This is a genomic window from Pseudomonas sp. DG56-2, from assembly GCF_004803755.1.
GTDB classification, from domain to species: Bacteria; Pseudomonadota; Gammaproteobacteria; order Pseudomonadales; family Pseudomonadaceae; genus Aquipseudomonas; species Aquipseudomonas auratipiscis.
In genome coordinates this window covers 4,680,964-4,699,328 of the sequence record NZ_CP032311.1, presented here as the reverse complement: position 1 = coordinate 4,699,328, position 18,365 = coordinate 4,680,964, and the positions used below count along the sequence as shown (strand labels likewise).

The window sequence follows — 18,365 nt, the reverse complement described above, 5'->3', positions numbered from 1 at the left end:
AGCACTCAGATGTCCCAGACCAGATTGATGGCGAAGTTACGGCCAGGCATGGTCAACCGGTCGAGGTTGGCAGGCGAGGTCACCGCCGCTTCACCGAGGCCGTCATAGCCGCGTACGTCATCCCACTGCCAGTATTTCTTGTCAGTCAGGTTGTAAAGACCGGCGTTGACGGTGATGTCTTCGGTAACTTTGTAGAAGCCGGCGAGGTCGAGTACGCCGTAGCCAGGCGTGCGGAACTGCTTGCTGGTACCGTCGGGGGCGAAGAAGGTGGTGTCGTCGACGCGATCCTTGCGCTTGACCAAGGTCCAGCTCAGCAACGCACCGTATTGCTCCTGTTCGTAACCCAGGCCCATCACCGCGGTAAGCGGGTTGACGCTGTTCAGTGGTTGCCCGGTGTCGTCGTTGCGACCGTATGCATAAGCCAGCGAACCCTGGGTGTAGACGCCTTGAGGCGCACCGAAGTGATCGAGGTTCAAGCGACCTTTGAACTCGGCACCCTTGATGGTGGCGTGCTTGATATTGTTGGCTTCGAACGTGGTGCCAATGTTGGAGCCTTGGATGGCGTCTTCGTTGATGAAGTCGCGGTACTTGTTGTAGAACACCGCGACATCAAAGTTGCCTGCATCAAAGTTGCCACGCAGGCCGGTTTCATAACTTTTGCTGGTTTCCGGATCGAGATTGGAGTTCCCCCGTACGCTGTAGCCCAGCCCTGGATTTTCGAAACGGCCATAAAGTGCTTTTGCCGTTGGTGTACGGAAGCCTTCGGCGTACTGACCGTACCAGGTGTAGTTATCGTTGAAGGCGTACGTTACGCCGAACTTGGGCGATACCCGGTGCCACTTCTTCTGGTCATCGTTGACCGGATCGTTACTTGAAGCTTCAACGCCGCGCAGGTACTCATCACTCATGTGGGGTTTGAGTTGGGTGTAGTCGTAGCGCACGCCAGGCAAGAAGGTCCACTGATTCCAGCGAATCTCATCCTGAGCAAACAAACTGTAGGTGTTGACGGTCGGGTCCGGGAAGTCACTCACCCGCACCTGGCCATCGTCTGGGCTATCGGCGCCGATAGCGGCGCAGGTGCCGCCGACGTTCAGACAGGTGCCGGTGCCGCTGCGCGAACCGGTGACTTTCTGATGCTTGAGCGTGGTGCCGTAAGTCAGCAGATGTTCGGTTTCACCGATGTTGAACGCCTTGTCCAACTGAGCATCGAAGACCCATTGGCGATCCTTGTAGGTGGTCTTGCGGTCACGGAAAACTTCACGGCCCCGGGCAAAGTATAACTCTTCGGTGCGTTGGTCGGTTTTACCGATCTGGTAGTTCAGGCTCCACTTCATGTTGTCGGCCAACGAACTGCCCAAGGCGAATTCGTGGTTGATGCCGAAACGTTCGCGGGTCACGGTATCGTTGCCGGTGCGGTCGCGGTAGGAGTTCATGGCGCCGAAACCAGGAATGAACGGTCCACCTACGGCGCTCTTTTGATCAAGGTCGCGATCGTCCTTGTAATGCTCATAGGTCAGGGCCAGGCGCGAGTCGTCGGCATAGTTCCAGCCGGCCTTGGCCAGAATGTTGGTGGTGCGCACGTCTTCAGGGTTGGCCTCGGTCCGCTCAAGGCCGGTTCCGCCGTGATTGCCGTAGGACTCTGTTTCATGGCCATTGCGTTGGCTCAGGTGTAACAGACCGTCGAAATCGCCTTGGCGCCCGGCGACGGTGGCGGCGTTCAACCAGCTTTCGTCAGCTGAGCTGTAGCCGGTTTTCAACCGTGCACCGACATCCTGGCCAGGCTTGATGATGTCGTCGGCATCCAGGGTGAAGTAACTGACCGCGCCGCCAATGGCGTTGCTGCCATACAGCACCGAAGCTGGGCCTCGAAGAATCTCCACACGTTTGACGATTTCCGGGTCGACATAGTTGCGCTGGGTTTGTGCGTAGGGACCGAAGAAGAAACTGTCGGGGATCGACACACCGTCGATCTGAGTCAGTACCCGTTCACCGTCGATACCGCGAATGTTGTAGCCGTTCAGACCGCTGCGCTGGCCTGTTCCGCTTACCGATACACCTGGCTCGTAGCGCACCAGATCCTTGATGCTGTTGACGTTCTGGCGGTCGAGTTGTTCGCGGGTTTGTACCGACACCGTGCTTGGTACTTGGCTGATGTCCTGGGCGCTGCGAGTAGCGGTGACAGTGATCTGCTGCAGGGCGATAGCGCTGGAGTTGCTGCGCTCCAGTACCACGTTGCCTGGTCCAAGCTTGCGGTACTTCAGACCCGTGCCCACGAGCAGGCGCTGCAGGGCTGCATCTGGCTTCAGCGAACCTTGGACCCCTGGCGAGGCCACCCCTTCTGCCAGTTCAGCCGACAGCCCAACCTGCCAACCGGTTACCGCGGTGAAGGCATTAAGCGCCGAAACCAGTGGCTGCTGGTTGATTGCAAAACGGTAGTCACCCATGCGCGAGGCACTGGCCTGAACGGGTTCGGCCGCCAATGCAGGCAAGCTGCAGGCGCCGCTGGCAAGCATGGCCAGGGTCAACAGGGAGAGGGTGCAACGTTGCAGGCCGGGTGTACGTGAAGTGTCCGAGGACCGACGAGTGAAACCAGTAGACATCGAAAGCGCTCCCTGTCGCGCGAATGTTATAGGTGCTACCTGATTCAAAAATAAGAATCAGTTGCATTGGCTATAACGAGACGAATCGTCGCAGGGGATCGCGTAAAAATACTTCCAGGTCAGTTGAGAATAACCACTGCCGGGAACTCGTACAGTTGTGCCGAGGTTATGTGGGCCAGGGAGCGCAAGGTCTCCAGCGGCTGGTCGAGGCGATAGTTGCCTGTAACGGCGACCTGCTCCAGGCGCTCATTGCGAGAGATGATGAGGCCAGGATAGTAGCGACGCAATTCGGCCAGTACCTGGTTGAGTGGGCAATTTTCAAAGATCAGTCGACCCTCGACCCAGGCCAGGTCCTTTTGCGCGTCGACGCGTTCGCGCTGGCCAAAGCCGTGTGGTCCGACCTTGATGCTGTCCCCACTGGACAGGCGAATACGCTGGTCGCTGCTGCCCTGAAGATCGATATCGCCGCGCTGCACTCGCACCTGGGCTTCCCCGTCGAGGTAGCGGACGGCGAAATCGCTGTCGCGAACACTGGCACGCAACGGCCCTGCCTGCAGTTCCAGTGGCTGTTCAAGGCCGGCGGGCACTTCGAAGAATGCCTCGCCCTGGTACAGGCGAGCGACGCGCTGACGATTATCGATGTCGCTGGAGAACGCTGAGTTGGTATTGAGCAGAACCTTCGAGCCGTCCTCAAGTTGCAGGCGCTGACGCTCGCCAACCACTGTCAGGTGATCGGCCTGAAGGCGCACCGGCAGATTGCCGAGAGTAAACACGCCAATCAGCAAAACCGCAGCCGCAGCCATGGGCTTCCAGTGTGGGCGCAAACGCGCCAGGCGCGAGGGGCGGTGGGCCTGGGCAATCTGGCTGGCAGCCTGGCGCACGGTTTCACCTTGCCAAAGTGCTTCAGCATCGACATAGGCCTGGGCGTTGGCAGGATCGGCTTCCAGCCAGGCTTCGAACGCCTGGGTGTCTTCGGTGGTGGCGCATTGCAGACGGATCAGCCAGTCCAGTGCCTGATCCATGGCGATATCGCAGGCAGCCGGGTCCGGCGGCGAAGGGCGGTCAGAGGCGCTATCGGTCACGGAGAGTCCTGGGTGGTCTTGTCGTTCTATTTATGATCAAGCGTAATGCGTTGCGTGGCAAGCCGGGTCTATTCGCGGTTCAGACGATTGGCGACGCCGACACAGATGGCCATGATCAATTTCAGTTCCTTCTGAACCGTGCTGGCCGAGACATTGAGCTGTTCGGCAATTTCCATATAGCTTGCGCCATGCAGGCGGCTGAGAATGAAAATTCGTTGCTGGCGCGGGGTCAATTGCCCAAGGCTGACGCTTAGGCGCTTGAGCAGTTGCTCGGCATGGGCAGCATCTTCGGCGCTACTGCTGGGGGCGGCGACGTTGTGCAGAATTTGTTCGGGCACATCGTCAACCAGATTGCGCGACTGCGCCCGACGAGCGCGCAGGTGGTCCAGCGCCAGGTTGCGAGCGGTCTGGAAAACGAACGGTTCCAGGTGTTCGATCGGACGCTCGCCCAGGGCGCGGGTGACGCGCAGGTAGGTCTCTTGCAGCAGGTCTTCGGCAGTACTGGGGTTGTCGACCATGCGCTGCAGGGTACGCAGCAGACTGAGCCGCTGGGCGAGGAACACCGCGTTGAACTGAGACTGACTCACAGCAATACCCGACCAATGTGAAGCGAATGATAATGCTTATCATAAACCTGATGGTCAAGTAGTTGCAGCTTCAGAACCTGTTTTACCACCCCTGGTCAGCTATGGAAGCAGGCCAGGATCATTGCGCGTTACAAAGCGCCAGGCAGTTATCGAGCATGCGGTTGGAGAACCCCCACTCATTGTCATACCAGGCCAGTATTTTGAGCATTCGGCCGTTGGTACGGGTGTGGTTGGCGTCGAATATCGACGACAGCGGGTTGTGGTTGAAGTCGCACGACACCAGCGGCAGGCTGTTGTAGCCGAGCACCTTGGAATGGCGGCTGGCATCCTTGAGCAAGTTGTTGACCTCTTCGACGCTGGTTTCGCGCTTGAGGTTTACCGTCAGGTCGACCAGCGAGACGTTGATCACCGGCACGCGCACGGCCATGCCGGTGAGTTTGCCGGCAAGCTCCGGCAGTACCAGGCCTACAGCTTCGGCTGCCCCGGTCTTGCTCGGGATCATTGACTGAGTGGCTGAGCGGGCACGAAATGGATCGCTGTGGTAAACGTCGGTCAGGCTTTGGTCGTTGGTGTAGGCGTGGATGGTCGTCATCAAGCCTTGTTCGATGCCCAGCTCGCGGTGCAGAACCTGGGCCACGGGCGCGAGGCAGTTGGTGGTGCAGGAGGCACTTGAAATGATCTGATGCGAGGCGCGCAACAGGTCATGGTTCACACCATAGACAATGGTTGCATCTGCACCTTTGGCCGGTGCCGAGATAATCACTTTGCGCGCCCCAGCAGTGAGGTGGGCGGCAGCCTTCGTGCGTTCGGTGAATAAACCAGTGCATTCGAATACCACATCGATGGCTTCGGCTTTCCATGGCAGATCAGCCGGGTTGCGAATGGCACTGACGGCGATACGGTCGCCATTGACGGTCAGGCTTTCGTGATCGGACTCGACGCTGGCAGCAAAGATGCCATGGACGCTGTCGTATTTGAGCAGGTGCGCATTGATCGCGCTGTCGCCTAGATCGTTGATCGCGACGACCTGCAGGTCCTGACGGTAGCCTTCGGTATAGAGTGCGCGAAGGATATTGCGGCCAATGCGGCCAAAGCCATTGATTGCGATACGTAGGGTCATGGAGCTACCTCTGCTAGCGGTGAAGCCGTGGTAAAACGAGGGATTGCTTCACTTAAACGTTTTTGTTGTTGGAATTACAAGATTATTCGTAAAAAAATAGAAAACAAGCCTTTTTGCTGGCAGTATTTTATTTAATCTACAACGAGCGATCGGCCAAGCCGTCCTCCCGCAACAGTCGCCCCTGGTTTTGAGCCTAGGTGGTGAACGCTGATTAGGGAAACTGCCGCAGAGGTCGCAACCACCGTTAGCCTGGAGTTCAGTACATGCATCCGCGCATTCTTGAGGTCACCCAACGGCTGATCGCCCGCAGCCGTCCTACCCGTGAACGCTACTTGCAATTGATTCGCGGGGCAGCCAGTGACGGACCGATGCGGGCCAAGCTGCAATGCGCAAACTTTGCCCACGGGGTGGCCGGTTGTGGCAGCCAGGACAAGAACAGCCTGCGCATGATGAACGCCGCTAACGTCGCTATCGTTTCTGCCTATAACGATATGCTCTCGGCGCATCAGCCCTACGAACACTACCCCGAGCAAATCAAGCAGGCCTTGCGCGAAATCGGTTCGGTCGGCCAGTTCGCCGGCGGCGTACCCGCCATGTGCGACGGTGTAACTCAGGGCGAGCCGGGCATGGAGCTGGGGATCGCCAGCCGTGAAGTGATTGCCATGTCTACGGCCATTGCCTTGTCGCACAACATGTTCGATGCGGCGCTGATGCTGGGAATTTGTGACAAGATCGTACCGGGCCTGTTGATGGGCGCTCTGCGCTTCGGTCATCTGCCGACCGTCTTCGTCCCTGGCGGCCCGATGCCTTCTGGCATTTCCAACAAGGAAAAGGCCGATGTGCGTCAGCGTTACGCTGAAGGCAAGGCGAGCCGCGAAGAGCTGCTCGAGTCGGAAATGAAGTCCTACCACAGCCCTGGCACCTGCACGTTCTATGGCACTGCCAACACCAATCAACTGCTGATGGAAGTGATGGGCCTGCACTTGCCTGGGGCTTCGTTCGTCAACCCGTATACGCCGCTGCGCGATGCGCTTACGGTCGAGGCTGCACAGCAGGTGACGCGGATGACCAAGGCCAGCGGTGACTTCATGCCGCTGGGCGAAATAGTCGATGAAAAATCCCTGGTCAACTCCATCGTTGCCCTGCACGCAACGGGCGGCTCGACCAACCATACCCTGCACATGCCTGCGATTGCGCAAGCGGCCGGTATCCAGTTGACCTGGCAGGACATGGCCGAGCTGTCCGAAGTGGTGCCGACCCTGTCGCACGTTTATCCGAACGGCAAGGCTGATATCAACCACTTCCAGGCGGCGGGCGGCATGGCCTTCCTGATTCGCGAGCTGCTCGATGCCGGGCTCTTGCATGAAGACGTCAATACCGTGGCCGGCCACGGCTTGCGCCGCTACACCCAGGAGCCGTTCCTGCAGGATGGCAAACTGGTCTGGCGCGAAGGGCCGCAGGCGAGTCTTGATGAGGCCATTTTGCGTCCGGTCGCGCGGCCGTTCTCGCCCGAGGGTGGCTTGCGCGTGATGGCGGGCAACCTAGGTCGCGGGGTCATGAAGGTTTCTGCCGTCGCCCCCGAACATCAGGTTGTCGAAGCGCCGGCACGGGTATTTCATGATCAGCAAGCGTTGGCAGATGCCTTCCAGGCTGGGGAGCTGGAATGCGATTTCGTCGCGGTGATGCGCTTTCAGGGTCCCCGTTGCAATGGCATGCCGGAGTTGCACAAGATGACACCGTTCCTGGGGGTGCTGCAGGACCGCGGTTTCAAGGTCGCGTTGGTGACCGACGGCCGTATGTCTGGCGCCTCAGGGAAAATCCCGGCGGCTATTCATGTCTGCCCGGAAGCGTTTGACGGTGGGCCGCTGGCGCGGGTGCGCGATGGCGATATCGTGCGTGTCGATGGCGTGGCCGGCACGCTGACGGTGCAACTGGATGCTGCTGAATTGGCAGACCGCGAACTTCCCCCGGCACCCACGGGCAACGACCTGGGCTGCGGACGTGAGCTGTTCGGTTTCCTGCGCATGGCCTTGAGTCCTGCCGAGCAGGGTGCCAGCGCCTTTACCTCGGCGCTGGAGGCGCTTAAATGAAGCGTGCCCTGGTAGGTGACATCGGCGGTACCAACGCTCGTTTTGCCCTCTGGGAAAATAATCGGATGCACTCGGTACAGGTGTTCGCCACCGCCGATTACACAAGTCCTGAGCAGGCTATCGGTGCGTACCTGCTGGCACAGGGGTTGGTCAGAGGGGATCTGGGCGCGGTCTGCCTGGCGGTCGCGGGGCCGGTCAATGGTGATGAGTTTCGCTTTACCAATAATCACTGGCGCCTGAGCCGTGAGGCGTTTTGTAAGACCCTGCATGTTGAGCAACTGCTGTTGATCAATGACTTTACCGCCATGGCCCTGGGCATGACGCGGCTACAGCCGCACGAATGCCTTGGTGTTTGCCCTGGTCAGGCCGAGGCGCGGCGTCCGGCGGTGGTCATTGGCCCTGGAACCGGGTTGGGTGTGGGAACCTTGCTCGGCCTGGACGATGGCCGCTGGATGGCGTTACCGGGAGAAGGAGGGCATGTCGACCTGCCGGTCGGTGATGCCCGCGAGGCGCAGATCCGTCAGCAGATCGCCAGCGAGACCGGTCATGTCAGCGCCGAGACCGTGCTCAGTGGCGGTGGTTTATTGCGCTTGTACCAGGCAATTTGTGCGCTGGACGGGCAAGCGCCGGTGCTGCAGAGTCCTGCAGCCATTACTGATGCTGCATTGGCCGGTGATGCGCTGGCGCTGGCGGTAATCGAGCAGTTCTGCCGCTTTCTGGGGCGGGTCGCCGGTAACAATGTTCTGACCCTGGGTGGACGCGGTGGCGTGTACATTGTCGGCGGCATCGTACCTCGTTTCGCCGAGCTGTTCTTGCGCAGCGGCTTTACCGAAAGTTTTGCCGCCAAGGGCTGCATGAGCGGCTATTTCAAAGGGATCCCCGTGTGGCTGGTGACCGCTGAATTCTCTGGCTTGCTTGGGGCGGGTGTGGCGCTGCAGCAATTTAGCTGTCACTGAACAAGGAACAGGACTGTGAGCAAGTCGATACTGCTGGTCGACGACGACCAGGACATTCGCGAACTGCTGCAAACCTATCTGAGTCGCTGCGGTTTCACTGTTCAGGCCGCTGCCGATGGTCGCGGATTTCGCCAGGCCCTGGATGGCAGCGATTGTGACCTAGTGATTCTCGATGTGATGTTGCCGGATGAAGACGGCTTCAGCCTTTGTCGCTGGGTGCGTCAGCATCCGCGTCAGGCGCAGGTTCCGATCATCATGTTGACAGCCAGTTCCGATGAAGCTGACCGCGTCATCGGCCTTGAGTTGGGGGCTGATGATTATCTGGGCAAACCCTTCAGCCCACGCGAGTTACAGGCCCGCATCAAGGCACTGCTGCGTCGCGCCAGTTTCGGTCAGGAGCGTAGCAGTGGCGACGTGCTGGCTTTCGATGACTGGCGACTTGATACAGTCAGTCACCGCTTGTTCCACCGCGATGGTGAAGAGGTGATTTTGTCTGGCGCTGATTTTGCCTTGCTCAAACTGTTTCTCGATCACCCCCAGCAGATCCTTGATCGTGACATGATCGGCAATGCCACGCGTGGGCGTGAACCCATGCCGCTGGATCGTATTGTCGATATGGGGGTCAGCCGTTTGCGCCAACGCTTGCGCGACACCCACAAGCCGCCGCGACTGATTCGTACCGTGCGTGGCAGTGGCTACTTGTTGGCGGCCAGTGTTGCGCCTGCGCACTGACGGGCGTTGGCGTTTGCCGCTGCCTCGATCATTGCTCGGGCGCATGCTGCTATTGACCCTGTTGGTGGTGCTGATGGCGCAGGGCTTGTCGAGTCTGATCTGGCTGTCACAACTACGTGCCAGCCAGTTGCAAGGGCTGGTTGCCAGCGCTCGCAGCCTGGCCCACTCGATGAGTGCCAGTGTCAGTTATTTTCGCTCGTTACCGCTGGCCTACCGGCCCATGGTTCTCGACCAGTTGCGCAGCATGGGCGGCACCCGTTTCGTTGTTTCGCTCAACGACAAGCCGCTGGGCATGCAAGTGTTGCCCGAGACTCCGCGTAAGCGCGCGGTGGTCACAGCGGTGGCTGAAGTGTTGCGACAGCGCCTGGGCGAACAGGTAGACATCTCTCTCGCGTTTGTAAGCCCCCGGGATCTGCGTATTTTCAACAGTGGCCTGAAACTCGATGAGTTACCGCGTTCCTGGGCGCATTACGCGCTGACGCTGGAGCCGGTCGATCCGCCGATACTGGTCACTCAGATTCGCCTTGGCGAAGACGAGTGGCTGTATATCGCCTCACTGATGCCCCAACCCTATACCAGTCTAGAAGACGAAGGTCTGCCGTATCAGCAGGTGTGGTTCATCGGCCTGACCAGCTTCTTTCTGCTGCTGTTCATTGGCTTGCTGGTGCATTGGCAGAGCCGACCACTCAAGCGCCTGGCGCGGGCGGCGCGAGAGATGTCGCTGGGCGCCGATGTTCAGCCTGTGGTGGAGGGTGGTGCAAGTGAAGTGGTCGAGGTCAGTCGCGCGTTCAATACCATGCGTGAGCGCATCAGCCGATATTTGACCGAGCGCAGTCAGTTGTTCAGTGCGATCTCGCATGACCTGCGCACCCCGATTACGCGTTTGCGCTTGCGGGTCGAGTTACTTGAGGATCCACAGCAGCAAGGCAAGTTCAGCCGTGACCTCGATGAGTTGGAAATGCTGGTCAAAGGTGCGCTGCAGTGCGTCAAAGACACTGATATTCACGAGAACATCGAGCATATCGATCTCAACCATGTACTCGATTGTCTGGTCGAGCCCTATCTGATCAATGGGCGGGTTACGGTACAGGGTAGGGCGCTTGCGCTGTATGCGGGCAAACCACTGGCGTTGCGTCGGTGCATGGGCAACCTGATCGACAATGCCTTGAAATACGGTGAGCGCGCGCACCTGCGCGTACTCGACAGTGAGACGGGGTTTGTCCTGCAGGTAGATGACGAAGGACCGGGTGTACCTGAGCACAGTCAGGAGCAGGTGTTCGAACCTCATTTTCGTCTCGCCGGGCAACAGCAAGGATATGGGCTTGGCTTGGGCATCGCGCGCAACATCGCGCACAGCCACGGCGGGGAAGTGAGCTTGCGAAATTTACGTGACGGTGGCTTGCGGGTGACCCTGAGCCTGCCTCGTTACAGCGACTGACGCGGTGCTCTGCTGAATGTCACCGACTGGTGACATTCACGCATCCCTTCGTTACTTCTGTCGCTCCACGGGCTGGTTAGACTCCAGGCAAGCGCAAGCACCCTGACTTGCACCTGCATAACAACAAGAAAAGGTTTTGCCCATGAATGCGATCAATCGCCTCGCCGCTGTCGTTGCTCTTGCCTCCTTGTTGCCCTTGAACGCCATGGCCGCTGACAACGGTACCGTGGAGGTGCTGCACTGGTGGACTTCTGGCGGTGAAGCCAAGGCCGTTGAAACCCTCAAGGCACAGGTGGAAAAAGACGGTTTCATCTGGAAGGACAATGCCGTCGCCGGTGGCGGTGGTGCGGCGGCCATGACAGTGCTCAAAACCCGGGCCATTTCCGGTAACCCGCCAGCTGCTGCACAGATCAAAGGACCGGACATTCAGGAATGGGGCGCGCTGGGTCTGCTTACCGAGCTCGACGATGTCGCCAAGGCCAACAACTGGGATGCCCTGTTGCCGCAGAAAGTCGCGCAGATCATGAAGTACGATGGCCACTTCGTGGCAGTGCCGGTGAACATCCATCGGGTCAACTGGTTGTGGATCAATCCGGAGGTTTTCGCCAAGGCCGGGGCGAAGGTCCCGACCACGCTCGATGAGCTCTTCGCTGCTGCCGACAAGCTCAAGGCCGCCGGTTTTATCCCCTTGGCCCATGGCGGTCAGCCGTGGCAGGACAGCACTGTGTTCGAGGACATTGCCCTGAGTATCCTCGGTCCCAAGGGTTATCGCGCGGCGTTCGTCGAACTCGACCAAGACACCCTCACCGGAACGCAGATGGTTGAGGTGTTCAAGACCCTGCAGCGCCTGGGCACCTACATGGACCCCAATCGCGCCGGTCGTGACTGGAACATCGCCGCCGCCGAAGTCATCAACGGCAAGGCTGGCATGCAGATCATGGGTGACTGGGCGAAAAGCGAATGGACTGCCGCCGGCAAAGTCGCCGGCAAGGACTACCAATGTGTGGCCTTTCCGGGCACCCAAGGCAGCTTCGCCTACAACATCGACTCCCTGGCGATGTTCAAGCTCAAGAACGAAAACGACATCAACGCCCAGAACGACTTGGCAAAAGTCGCTCTTGAGCCGCAGTTCCAGACAGTGTTCAACCAGAACAAAGGTTCGCTGCCGGTGCGCCAGGACATGGACATGAGCCAGTTCGACGCTTGCACGCAGAAGTCCGCGGTGGACTTCAAGGAGGCCGAGAAAGGCGATGGCCTGCAACCGAGCATGGCCCACAACATGGCCACGACCCTGGCGGTGCAGGGGGCAATCTTCGACGTGGTGACCAACTTCCTCAATGACCCGAAAGCGGATCCCGCAACGGCGGTCAAGCAGCTTGACTCGGCGATCAAGTCGGCCAAGTGAATTCCTGTGGGAGCGGGCTCGCCCCGCGTTGACCCTCACCTCACTCGAGAGTCTCTGATGAGCACTGTTGCCATATTCAACAAGGCCTCGCCTGTCGATGCCTTGCAGCGCTGGCTGCCCAAGCTGGTACTGGCGCCAAGTATGCTGATTGTCCTGGTGGGCTTCTACGGCTACATCCTCTGGACCTTCATTCTGTCCTTTACCAATTCCAGCTTCATGCCCAGCTACAAGTGGGTTGGTCTGGCGCAATACGCCCGGCTGATGGAAAACGATCGTTGGTGGGTGGCAAGCAAGAACCTGATGGTGTTCGGCGGCATGTTCATCGCGATCACTCTGGCGATCGGCGTGCTGCTGGCGGTGTTGCTGGACCAGCGCATTCGCCGGGAAGGCTTTATCCGTACCGTCTACTTGTACCCCATGGCACTGTCGATGATCGTTACCGGTACAGCCTGGAAGTGGCTGCTCAACCCAGGGCTGGGCCTGGACAAGATGTTGCGCGACTGGGGCTGGGAAGGCTTTCGCCTGGACTGGCTGGTCGACCCTGACCGGGTTGTCTATTGCTTGGTAATAGCAGCAGTATGGCAGGCCTCGGGTTTTGTCATGGCGCTGTTTCTGGCTGGGCTTCGCGGCGTCGATCAGTCGATTGTTCGCGCCGCCCAGGTCGATGGTGCCAGCCTGCCGAGTATCTACCTGCGCATCGTGCTGCCCAGCCTGCGTCCAGTTTTCTTCAGCGCGGTGATGATTCTTGCGCACATCGCCATCAAGAGCTTCGACCTGGTCGCCGCCATGACCGCAGGCGGCCCTGGGTATGCCTCCGACTTGCCGGCAATGTTCATGTATTCCTTCACCTTCAGCCGCGGGCAGATGGGGATGGGCTCGGCCAGTGCGATGCTGATGCTTGGCGCGATCCTGGCCGTTCTGGTGCCCTACCTGTATTCGGAACTGAGGAGCAAGCGCCATGACTAGATCCCTGGCTGCGCGAACCTTCAGCTTCAGCCGAATGGCCATCTACTCGACACTGTTGCTGGCTTGCCTGCTTTACCTGATTCCATTGATTGCCATGCTGTTGACCAGCTTCAAATCAGTGGATGACATCCGTACCGGTAACTTGTTGAGTTGGCCCGAGGCAATCACTGCAATCGGCTGGATCAAGGCCTGGGACATCGTCGGCGGTTACTTTTGGAATTCGCTGAAGATCACCGTTCCGGCGGTGCTGATCTCGACCTTGCTCGGCGCGCTCAACGGCTATGTCCTGTCGATGTGGCGCTTTCGTGGGTCGCAACTGTTCTTCGGGCTGTTGCTGTTCGGCTGCTTCCTGCCGTTCCAGACGGTATTGCTGCCTGCCTCCTTTACCCTCGGCAAACTTGGCTTGGCCAGTACCACCACCGGCCTTGTTCTGGTGCATATCGTCTACGGCCTGGCGTTCACCACGCTGTTTTTCCGCAACTACTACTGCAGTGTGCCGAGTGCCTTGGTGCAGGCCGCACGGTTGGACGGGGCAGGCTTCTTCACCATCTTCGGACGCATCCTGTTGCCGATGTCGGTGCCGATCATCATGGTCTGCCTGATCTGGCAGTTCACCCAGATCTGGAACGACTTTCTTTTCGGTGTGGTATTCGCCAGCGGCGATGCGCAACCGATCACTGTAGCCCTGAACAATCTGGTCAACACCAGCACCGGGGCCAAGGAATATAACGTCGACATGGCGGCGGCGATGATCGCCGGGTTACCGACCCTGTTGGTCTATGTGCTGGCTGGCAAGTATTTCCTGCGCGGGCTTACGGCCGGCGCGGTCAAGGGGTAAACACTATGGCAACACTGGAACTGCGCAACGTCAACAAGACATACGGCAGTGGATTGCCGGATACCCTCAAGCATATCGACCTGTCGATCGAATCAGGCGAGTTCCTGATTCTGGTCGGGCCTTCCGGGTGCGGCAAGTCGACCCTGATGAACTGTATTGCCGGACTTGAACAGATCAGCGGCGGGGCGATTCTGCTCGACGATACCGATATTAGCGGGGTGAGCCCCAAGGACCGCGATATCGCCATGGTCTTTCAGTCCTATGCGCTGTACCCGACCATGAATGTGCGTGACAACATCGCCTTCGGCCTGAAGATGCGCAAGATGCCTGCGGCGGCCATTGATGACGAGGTCGCCCGGGTTGCTAAATTGCTGCAGATCGAGCACCTGCTGACACGTAAGCCTGGCCAGCTCTCTGGGGGGCAGCAGCAGCGCGTGGCCATGGGAAGGGCATTGGCCCGGCGGCCGAAGATCTATCTGTTCGACGAGCCGCTATCCAACCTCGACGCCAAGTTGCGGGTGGAGATGCGCACCGAGATCAAGCTGATGCATCAGCGCCTCAAGACCACCACGGTATACGTCACCCACGATCAGATCGAAGCGATGACCCTGGGTGACAAAGTGGCGGTGATGAAGGATGGCTTGATTCAGCAATTCGGCACCCCGCAACAGATCTATAGCGATCCGGCCAATCTGTTTGTGGCCAGCTTCATTGGTTCGCCACCGATGAACTTCGTGCGTGTAGGTTTGCAGCACAAGGATGGCCGCTTGCAGGCAACGCTCGACAGTGGTCAGGCCCGCTGCGAGCTACCGTTGGGTATCAGTGATGCGAGTCTTGATCAGCTTGAAGTGATTCTTGGCATTCGTCCCGAGCAGATCAGCCTGGCGCCTGCGCAGGGAAATGGTTTGCCGAGTATTCACGCCGAGGTGCAGATTACCGAACCCACCGGCCCCGACCTGTTGGCCTTCGTCACCCTCAACCAGACCAAGGTTTGCTGTCGATTGGCACCGGATGTGTCGGTGCGGGTTGGCGACACGCTCAAGCTCCAGTTCGATCCTGCACGGGTGCTGTTGTTCGATGCTGTCAGCGGCGAACGCCTTGGTGTGAACGTTGCTCCGTCAAGCGTGACCAAAGACAGCGTAGCGCAATTCAAGGGCCGTTGAATTCGTTGTAAGCCGTATGAACCCATCAAGAACAATAAAATGAGGAAACAAAGGATGGATCACTTCAAACGCATCAAGCCGTTGGGGGCGCTGACCCTGCTGGCTGCCCTTGGGCTCAGCGGTGCGGCGCAAGCGGCTGGCGCTTTTGCCCCGGAATCGAAATGGATGAGCGGCGATTGGGGCGGTAAGCGTACCGAGCTGCTGGAGAAGGGCTACGACTTTACCCTGGACTACGTGGGCGAGGTGGCGGGTAACCTCAACGGTGGCTACAACAACGACAAGACGGCCCGCTACAGCGATCAATTTGCCTTGGGCGCGCACCTGGACCTGGAGAAAATTCTCGGCTGGCACGATGCTGAGTTCAAACTGGCAGTTACCGAGCGCAGTGGGCGTAACCTGTCCAACGATCGTATCAGCGACCCGCGGGCTGGGCAGTTCAGTTCGGTGCAGGAGGTCTGGGGGCGCGGTCAGACCTGGCGCCTGACGCAAATGTGGGTCAAGCAAAAGTACTTCGATGGCGCCCTGGATGTGAAAGTCGGCCGTTTCGGTGAGGGCGAGGACTTCAACAGCTTCCCTTGCGACTTCCAGAACCTGGCGTTCTGCGGTTCGCAGGTCGGCAACTGGGTCGGCGGCATCTGGTACAACTGGCCCGTCAGCCAGTGGGCAATGCGGGTGAAATACAACCTCACTCCGGAGTTTTTCGCGCAGGTCGGGGTGTACGAGCAGAATCCTTCCAATCTTGAGACCGGCAATGGTTTCAAGCTCAGCGGCAGCGGCACCAAGGGAATGATCCTGCCGGTGGAGTTGGTGTGGTCGCCGAGGCTCAACGAGCTGCCGGGCGAATATCGTTTGGGTTATTACTACAGTACGGCCAAGGCGGACGATGTCTTCGATGATGTCAACGGCCAGCCCCAGGCGGTTACTGGCAATGACTTCAAGTCGCACTCCAGCAAGCATGGTTGGTGGGTCGTGGCTCAACAGCAGGTGACAGCTCATAACGGCGATGCCAGTCGTGGCTTGAGCCTGTTTGCCAACTTCACCGTGCATGACAAGGCCACCAACGTTGTCGATAACTACCAACAGCTCGGCATGGTCTACAAAGGCCCGTTCGACGCGCGCCCCAAGGATGACATCGGTTTTGGTGTGGCGCGGATTCATGTCAATGACGACGTCAAGGACCGCGCCGAACTGCTCAACCAACAGAGCGGCATCAGCGATTACGACAATCCGAACTTTGTGCCGATTCAGAAGACCGAGTACAACGCCGAGCTGTATTACGGCTTTCATGTGACCAACTGGCTGACCGTGCGCCCCAACCTGCAGTACATCAAGCGTCCGGGTGGGGTAGACGAAGTAGATAACGCGCTGGTCGCCGGCTTGAAGATTCAGTCGTCGTTCTGAGGAAATATGTTGTAAATTTACGAGCTGATCGCGGCCCGAGTCCGTCTCCACCCTATACGCAGGGGGGGGCGGGCAGGCCTAGCGGTACGCTCCTCACTAACAACAAGAGTTCCAGACATGCCCGAGCACCCGCTACAACGCTTCTTCACCTCACAGAGGCCGAGGCCGACCTTTGAGTGGGAGCGTTATCAGCAGCGCGATGTGCTGATCATCGATCATCCCCAGTGCCAGGCTGCGTTCAGCCGCCAGGGCGCGCAGTTGTTGCACTTCCAGCCCACAGGTGAGCGCCCGTGGCTCTGGTGCGCGGCGCAATGGCCGCAGGTGGGGGCCATCCGCGGGGGTGTGCCGGTGTGCTGGCCCTGGTACGGTCGTCATCCCAGTGAAGATATGTGGCCAGCCCACGGTTGGGCGCGTTTGCTCGACTGGAAGTTGATCGACAGCAGCGAGGACGAAGAAGGCGTGGCGCTCACGTGGCGTTTGCAACTATGCGACTGGCAGGTCGACCTGTCGGCCAGGTTGGGCAAAGGCATGGAGTTGCAACTGAGCACGTCGCATCAGGACAGTCAGCCGTGTCAATTGAGTCATGCTCTGCTGGCTTACTGGCGTATTAGTGACGTTGCCGAGATAGCGCTATCTGGGCTAGAAAACATTGACGGTTATGACCGTTTGAACCGTCAGGCCTGTCGCCAGAAAGGTGCCTTGAAGGTCCATGGCGGCTGTCAGCGCGTGTTTCCCAATGCGGCGAATGTGCAGTTGCACGATTCAGCTTGGCAGCGGCAGCTGAGTATCGATACCGGCGATAGCGAAAACACAATCGTCTGGCATCCGGGCAATCGGCCTCTGTTGGGCGTCAGCAGCAGTGAAACCCTGGGCTTCGTCTGTGTCGAGGCCGCCAGTGGCAGCAGCGACAGCCTTAGTCTTGCCCCAGGCGAACAGGCTCACCTGCGTTTGCAGGCGCAATTGTTCAGTTGAGTTCGTCGTCGATCGGGTAGCGGCTGGCGTTGAGGCTTTCCTTGATTTTGCGCAGGTGCGGCTGGAAGTCCACGCCCCGACGCAATGTCATGCCGGTAGCCAGAACGTCGAGCACTGTCAGTTGGATGATGCGTGAGGTCATCGGCATGTAAATATCGGTGTCTTCTGGCAGCGGTATGTTCAGGCTCAGGCTGCTGGCTTTGGCCAGGGGCGAATCGGCAGCGGTCAAGCCAAGCACCGAGGCGCCGTTTTCCCGGGCCAGGCGTGCAACCTCGACGAGCTCACGGGTGCGCCCGGTGTAGGAGATGATCACGAACAGCTCGCCGGTGTGAGCCACCGAGGCCAGCATGCGCTGCATCAACACATCGGCGTGGGCCGACACGGCCAGGTTGAAGCGAAAAAACTTGTGCTGAGCGTCCAGTGCCACCGGAGCGGACGCACCGAGGCCGAAGAAATGGATCTGCCGGGCCTGGATCAGCATGTCTACGGCGCGACTGACCAGTTGTGGATCAAGTTGTTGGCAGGCGCTGTCCAACGAGGCGATGGCGCTGCCGAAGATTTTCTGAGTGTAGGAGGCCGGATCATCATCGGCTTCAACTGCTCGGCTGACGTAGGCAGCGCCGCTGGCCAGGCTCTGGGCCAGTTGCAGTTTGAGCTCGGGGTAGCCGCTGACGCCGAACGAGCGGCAAAAGCGATTTACGGTCGGCTCGCTGACCTTGGCAGCCTGGGCAAGGGCGGCAATGCTGAAACGGGTGGCTTGTTGAGGGTTGAGCAGGATGACTTCGGCGACTTTGCGCTCAGCCTTGTTCAGTTCTTCGAGGCGGCCCTGGATCTGCTCCAGGAGGTTTCGCACGCGGTCCATGGGTATGTGTCCTTGGGTCGATGAGGCGGCCCGTGCTGGGAGCAGTGGGCTTTTGAAGCGGTGGCCTATCGTACTGATGGCATGGGTGGCACACCACTCGAATCTATTCGTGGCGCAAAATGTTATGGTTTTTACTACATTATTCCTTGAAAA

15 protein-coding genes are annotated in these 18,365 nt (G+C 59.1%); 10 read left to right on the top strand and 5 right to left on the bottom strand.

Annotated features, from left to right (window positions below):
• Positions 1–5 precede the first annotated feature (5 nt).
• The 4 genes from D3Z90_RS21525 to gap form a co-directional block, all read right to left on the bottom strand.
• Positions 6–2,600, bottom strand: coding sequence for a TonB-dependent receptor (locus tag D3Z90_RS21525; protein WP_136477931.1), 2,595 nt, complete (start codon positions 2,598–2,600; stop codon positions 6–8).
• A gap of 119 nt (positions 2,601–2,719) precedes the next feature.
• Positions 2,720–3,682 (bottom strand): FecR domain-containing protein, encoded by a 963-nt coding sequence (locus tag D3Z90_RS21520; RefSeq protein WP_136477930.1) that lies wholly within the window; start codon positions 3,680–3,682, stop codon positions 2,720–2,722.
• A 68-nt stretch (positions 3,683–3,750) separates the two neighbouring features.
• Positions 3,751–4,269 carry an RNA polymerase sigma factor gene (locus D3Z90_RS21515; protein ID WP_136477929.1) on the bottom strand — a complete coding sequence of 173 codons (519 nt, stop codon included), beginning with the start codon at positions 4,267–4,269 and terminating at the stop codon, positions 3,751–3,753.
• Positions 4,270–4,387: 118 nt separating this feature from the next.
• A complete protein-coding gene (gap, locus tag D3Z90_RS21510; protein ID WP_136477928.1) occupies positions 4,388–5,389 on the bottom strand; it encodes a type I glyceraldehyde-3-phosphate dehydrogenase in 1,002 nt (333 codons plus the stop codon).
• 263 nt (positions 5,390–5,652) lie between these two features.
• On the opposite strand from gap, the gene edd reads away from it, so the two are divergent.
• The 10 genes from edd (at position 5,653) to D3Z90_RS21460 (ending at position 17,350) form a co-directional block, all read left to right on the top strand.
• Positions 5,653–7,479 (top strand): phosphogluconate dehydratase, encoded by a 1,827-nt coding sequence (gene edd, locus D3Z90_RS21505; RefSeq protein WP_136477927.1) that lies wholly within the window; start codon positions 5,653–5,655, stop codon positions 7,477–7,479.
• Positions 7,476–8,435, top strand: coding sequence for a glucokinase (locus D3Z90_RS21500; RefSeq protein WP_136477926.1), 960 nt, complete (start codon positions 7,476–7,478; stop codon positions 8,433–8,435). The genes edd and D3Z90_RS21500 overlap by 4 nt, the downstream gene beginning before the upstream one ends.
• Before the next feature lie 15 nt (positions 8,436–8,450).
• The gene (locus tag D3Z90_RS21495) at positions 8,451–9,167 is read left to right on the top strand and encodes a response regulator (RefSeq protein ID WP_136477925.1); all 717 of its coding nucleotides are present in this window, start codon (positions 8,451–8,453) and stop codon (positions 9,165–9,167) included.
• A 43-nt stretch (positions 9,168–9,210) separates the two neighbouring features.
• Positions 9,211–10,605 (top strand): ATP-binding protein, encoded by a 1,395-nt coding sequence (locus tag D3Z90_RS21490; RefSeq protein WP_136479021.1) that lies wholly within the window; start codon positions 9,211–9,213, stop codon positions 10,603–10,605.
• Between the two features lie 142 nt (positions 10,606–10,747).
• Positions 10,748–12,010 (top strand): ABC transporter substrate-binding protein, encoded by a 1,263-nt coding sequence (locus tag D3Z90_RS21485; RefSeq protein ID WP_136477924.1) that lies wholly within the window; start codon positions 10,748–10,750, stop codon positions 12,008–12,010.
• A 57-nt stretch (positions 12,011–12,067) separates the two neighbouring features.
• Complete coding sequence (locus tag D3Z90_RS21480; protein ID WP_136477923.1) at positions 12,068–12,976, top strand: carbohydrate ABC transporter permease; 909 nt, start codon at positions 12,068–12,070, stop codon at positions 12,974–12,976.
• Positions 12,969–13,814, top strand: a complete 846-nt coding sequence (locus D3Z90_RS21475; RefSeq protein ID WP_136477922.1) for a carbohydrate ABC transporter permease — start codon at positions 12,969–12,971, stop codon at positions 13,812–13,814. The genes D3Z90_RS21480 and D3Z90_RS21475 overlap by 8 nt, the downstream gene beginning before the upstream one ends.
• A 5-nt stretch (positions 13,815–13,819) precedes the next feature.
• Positions 13,820–14,977: an ABC transporter ATP-binding protein gene (locus D3Z90_RS21470; protein ID WP_136477921.1), complete on the top strand. Its 1,158-nt coding sequence runs from the start codon at positions 13,820–13,822 to the stop codon at positions 14,975–14,977.
• Positions 14,978–15,031: 54 nt separating this feature from the next.
• Positions 15,032–16,378: a carbohydrate porin gene (locus D3Z90_RS21465; RefSeq protein ID WP_136477920.1), complete on the top strand. Its 1,347-nt coding sequence runs from the start codon at positions 15,032–15,034 to the stop codon at positions 16,376–16,378.
• Between the two features lie 117 nt (positions 16,379–16,495).
• Complete coding sequence (locus tag D3Z90_RS21460; RefSeq protein WP_136477919.1) at positions 16,496–17,350, top strand: D-hexose-6-phosphate mutarotase; 855 nt, start codon at positions 16,496–16,498, stop codon at positions 17,348–17,350.
• Here D3Z90_RS21460 and hexR read toward each other — a convergent pair.
• Positions 17,343–18,203 carry a DNA-binding transcriptional regulator HexR gene (hexR, locus tag D3Z90_RS21455; protein WP_176794343.1) on the bottom strand — a complete coding sequence of 287 codons (861 nt, stop codon included), beginning with the start codon at positions 18,201–18,203 and terminating at the stop codon, positions 17,343–17,345. The two genes, D3Z90_RS21460 and hexR, sit on opposite strands and share 8 nt — an antisense overlap.
• Positions 18,204–18,365: the final 162 nt, after the last annotated feature.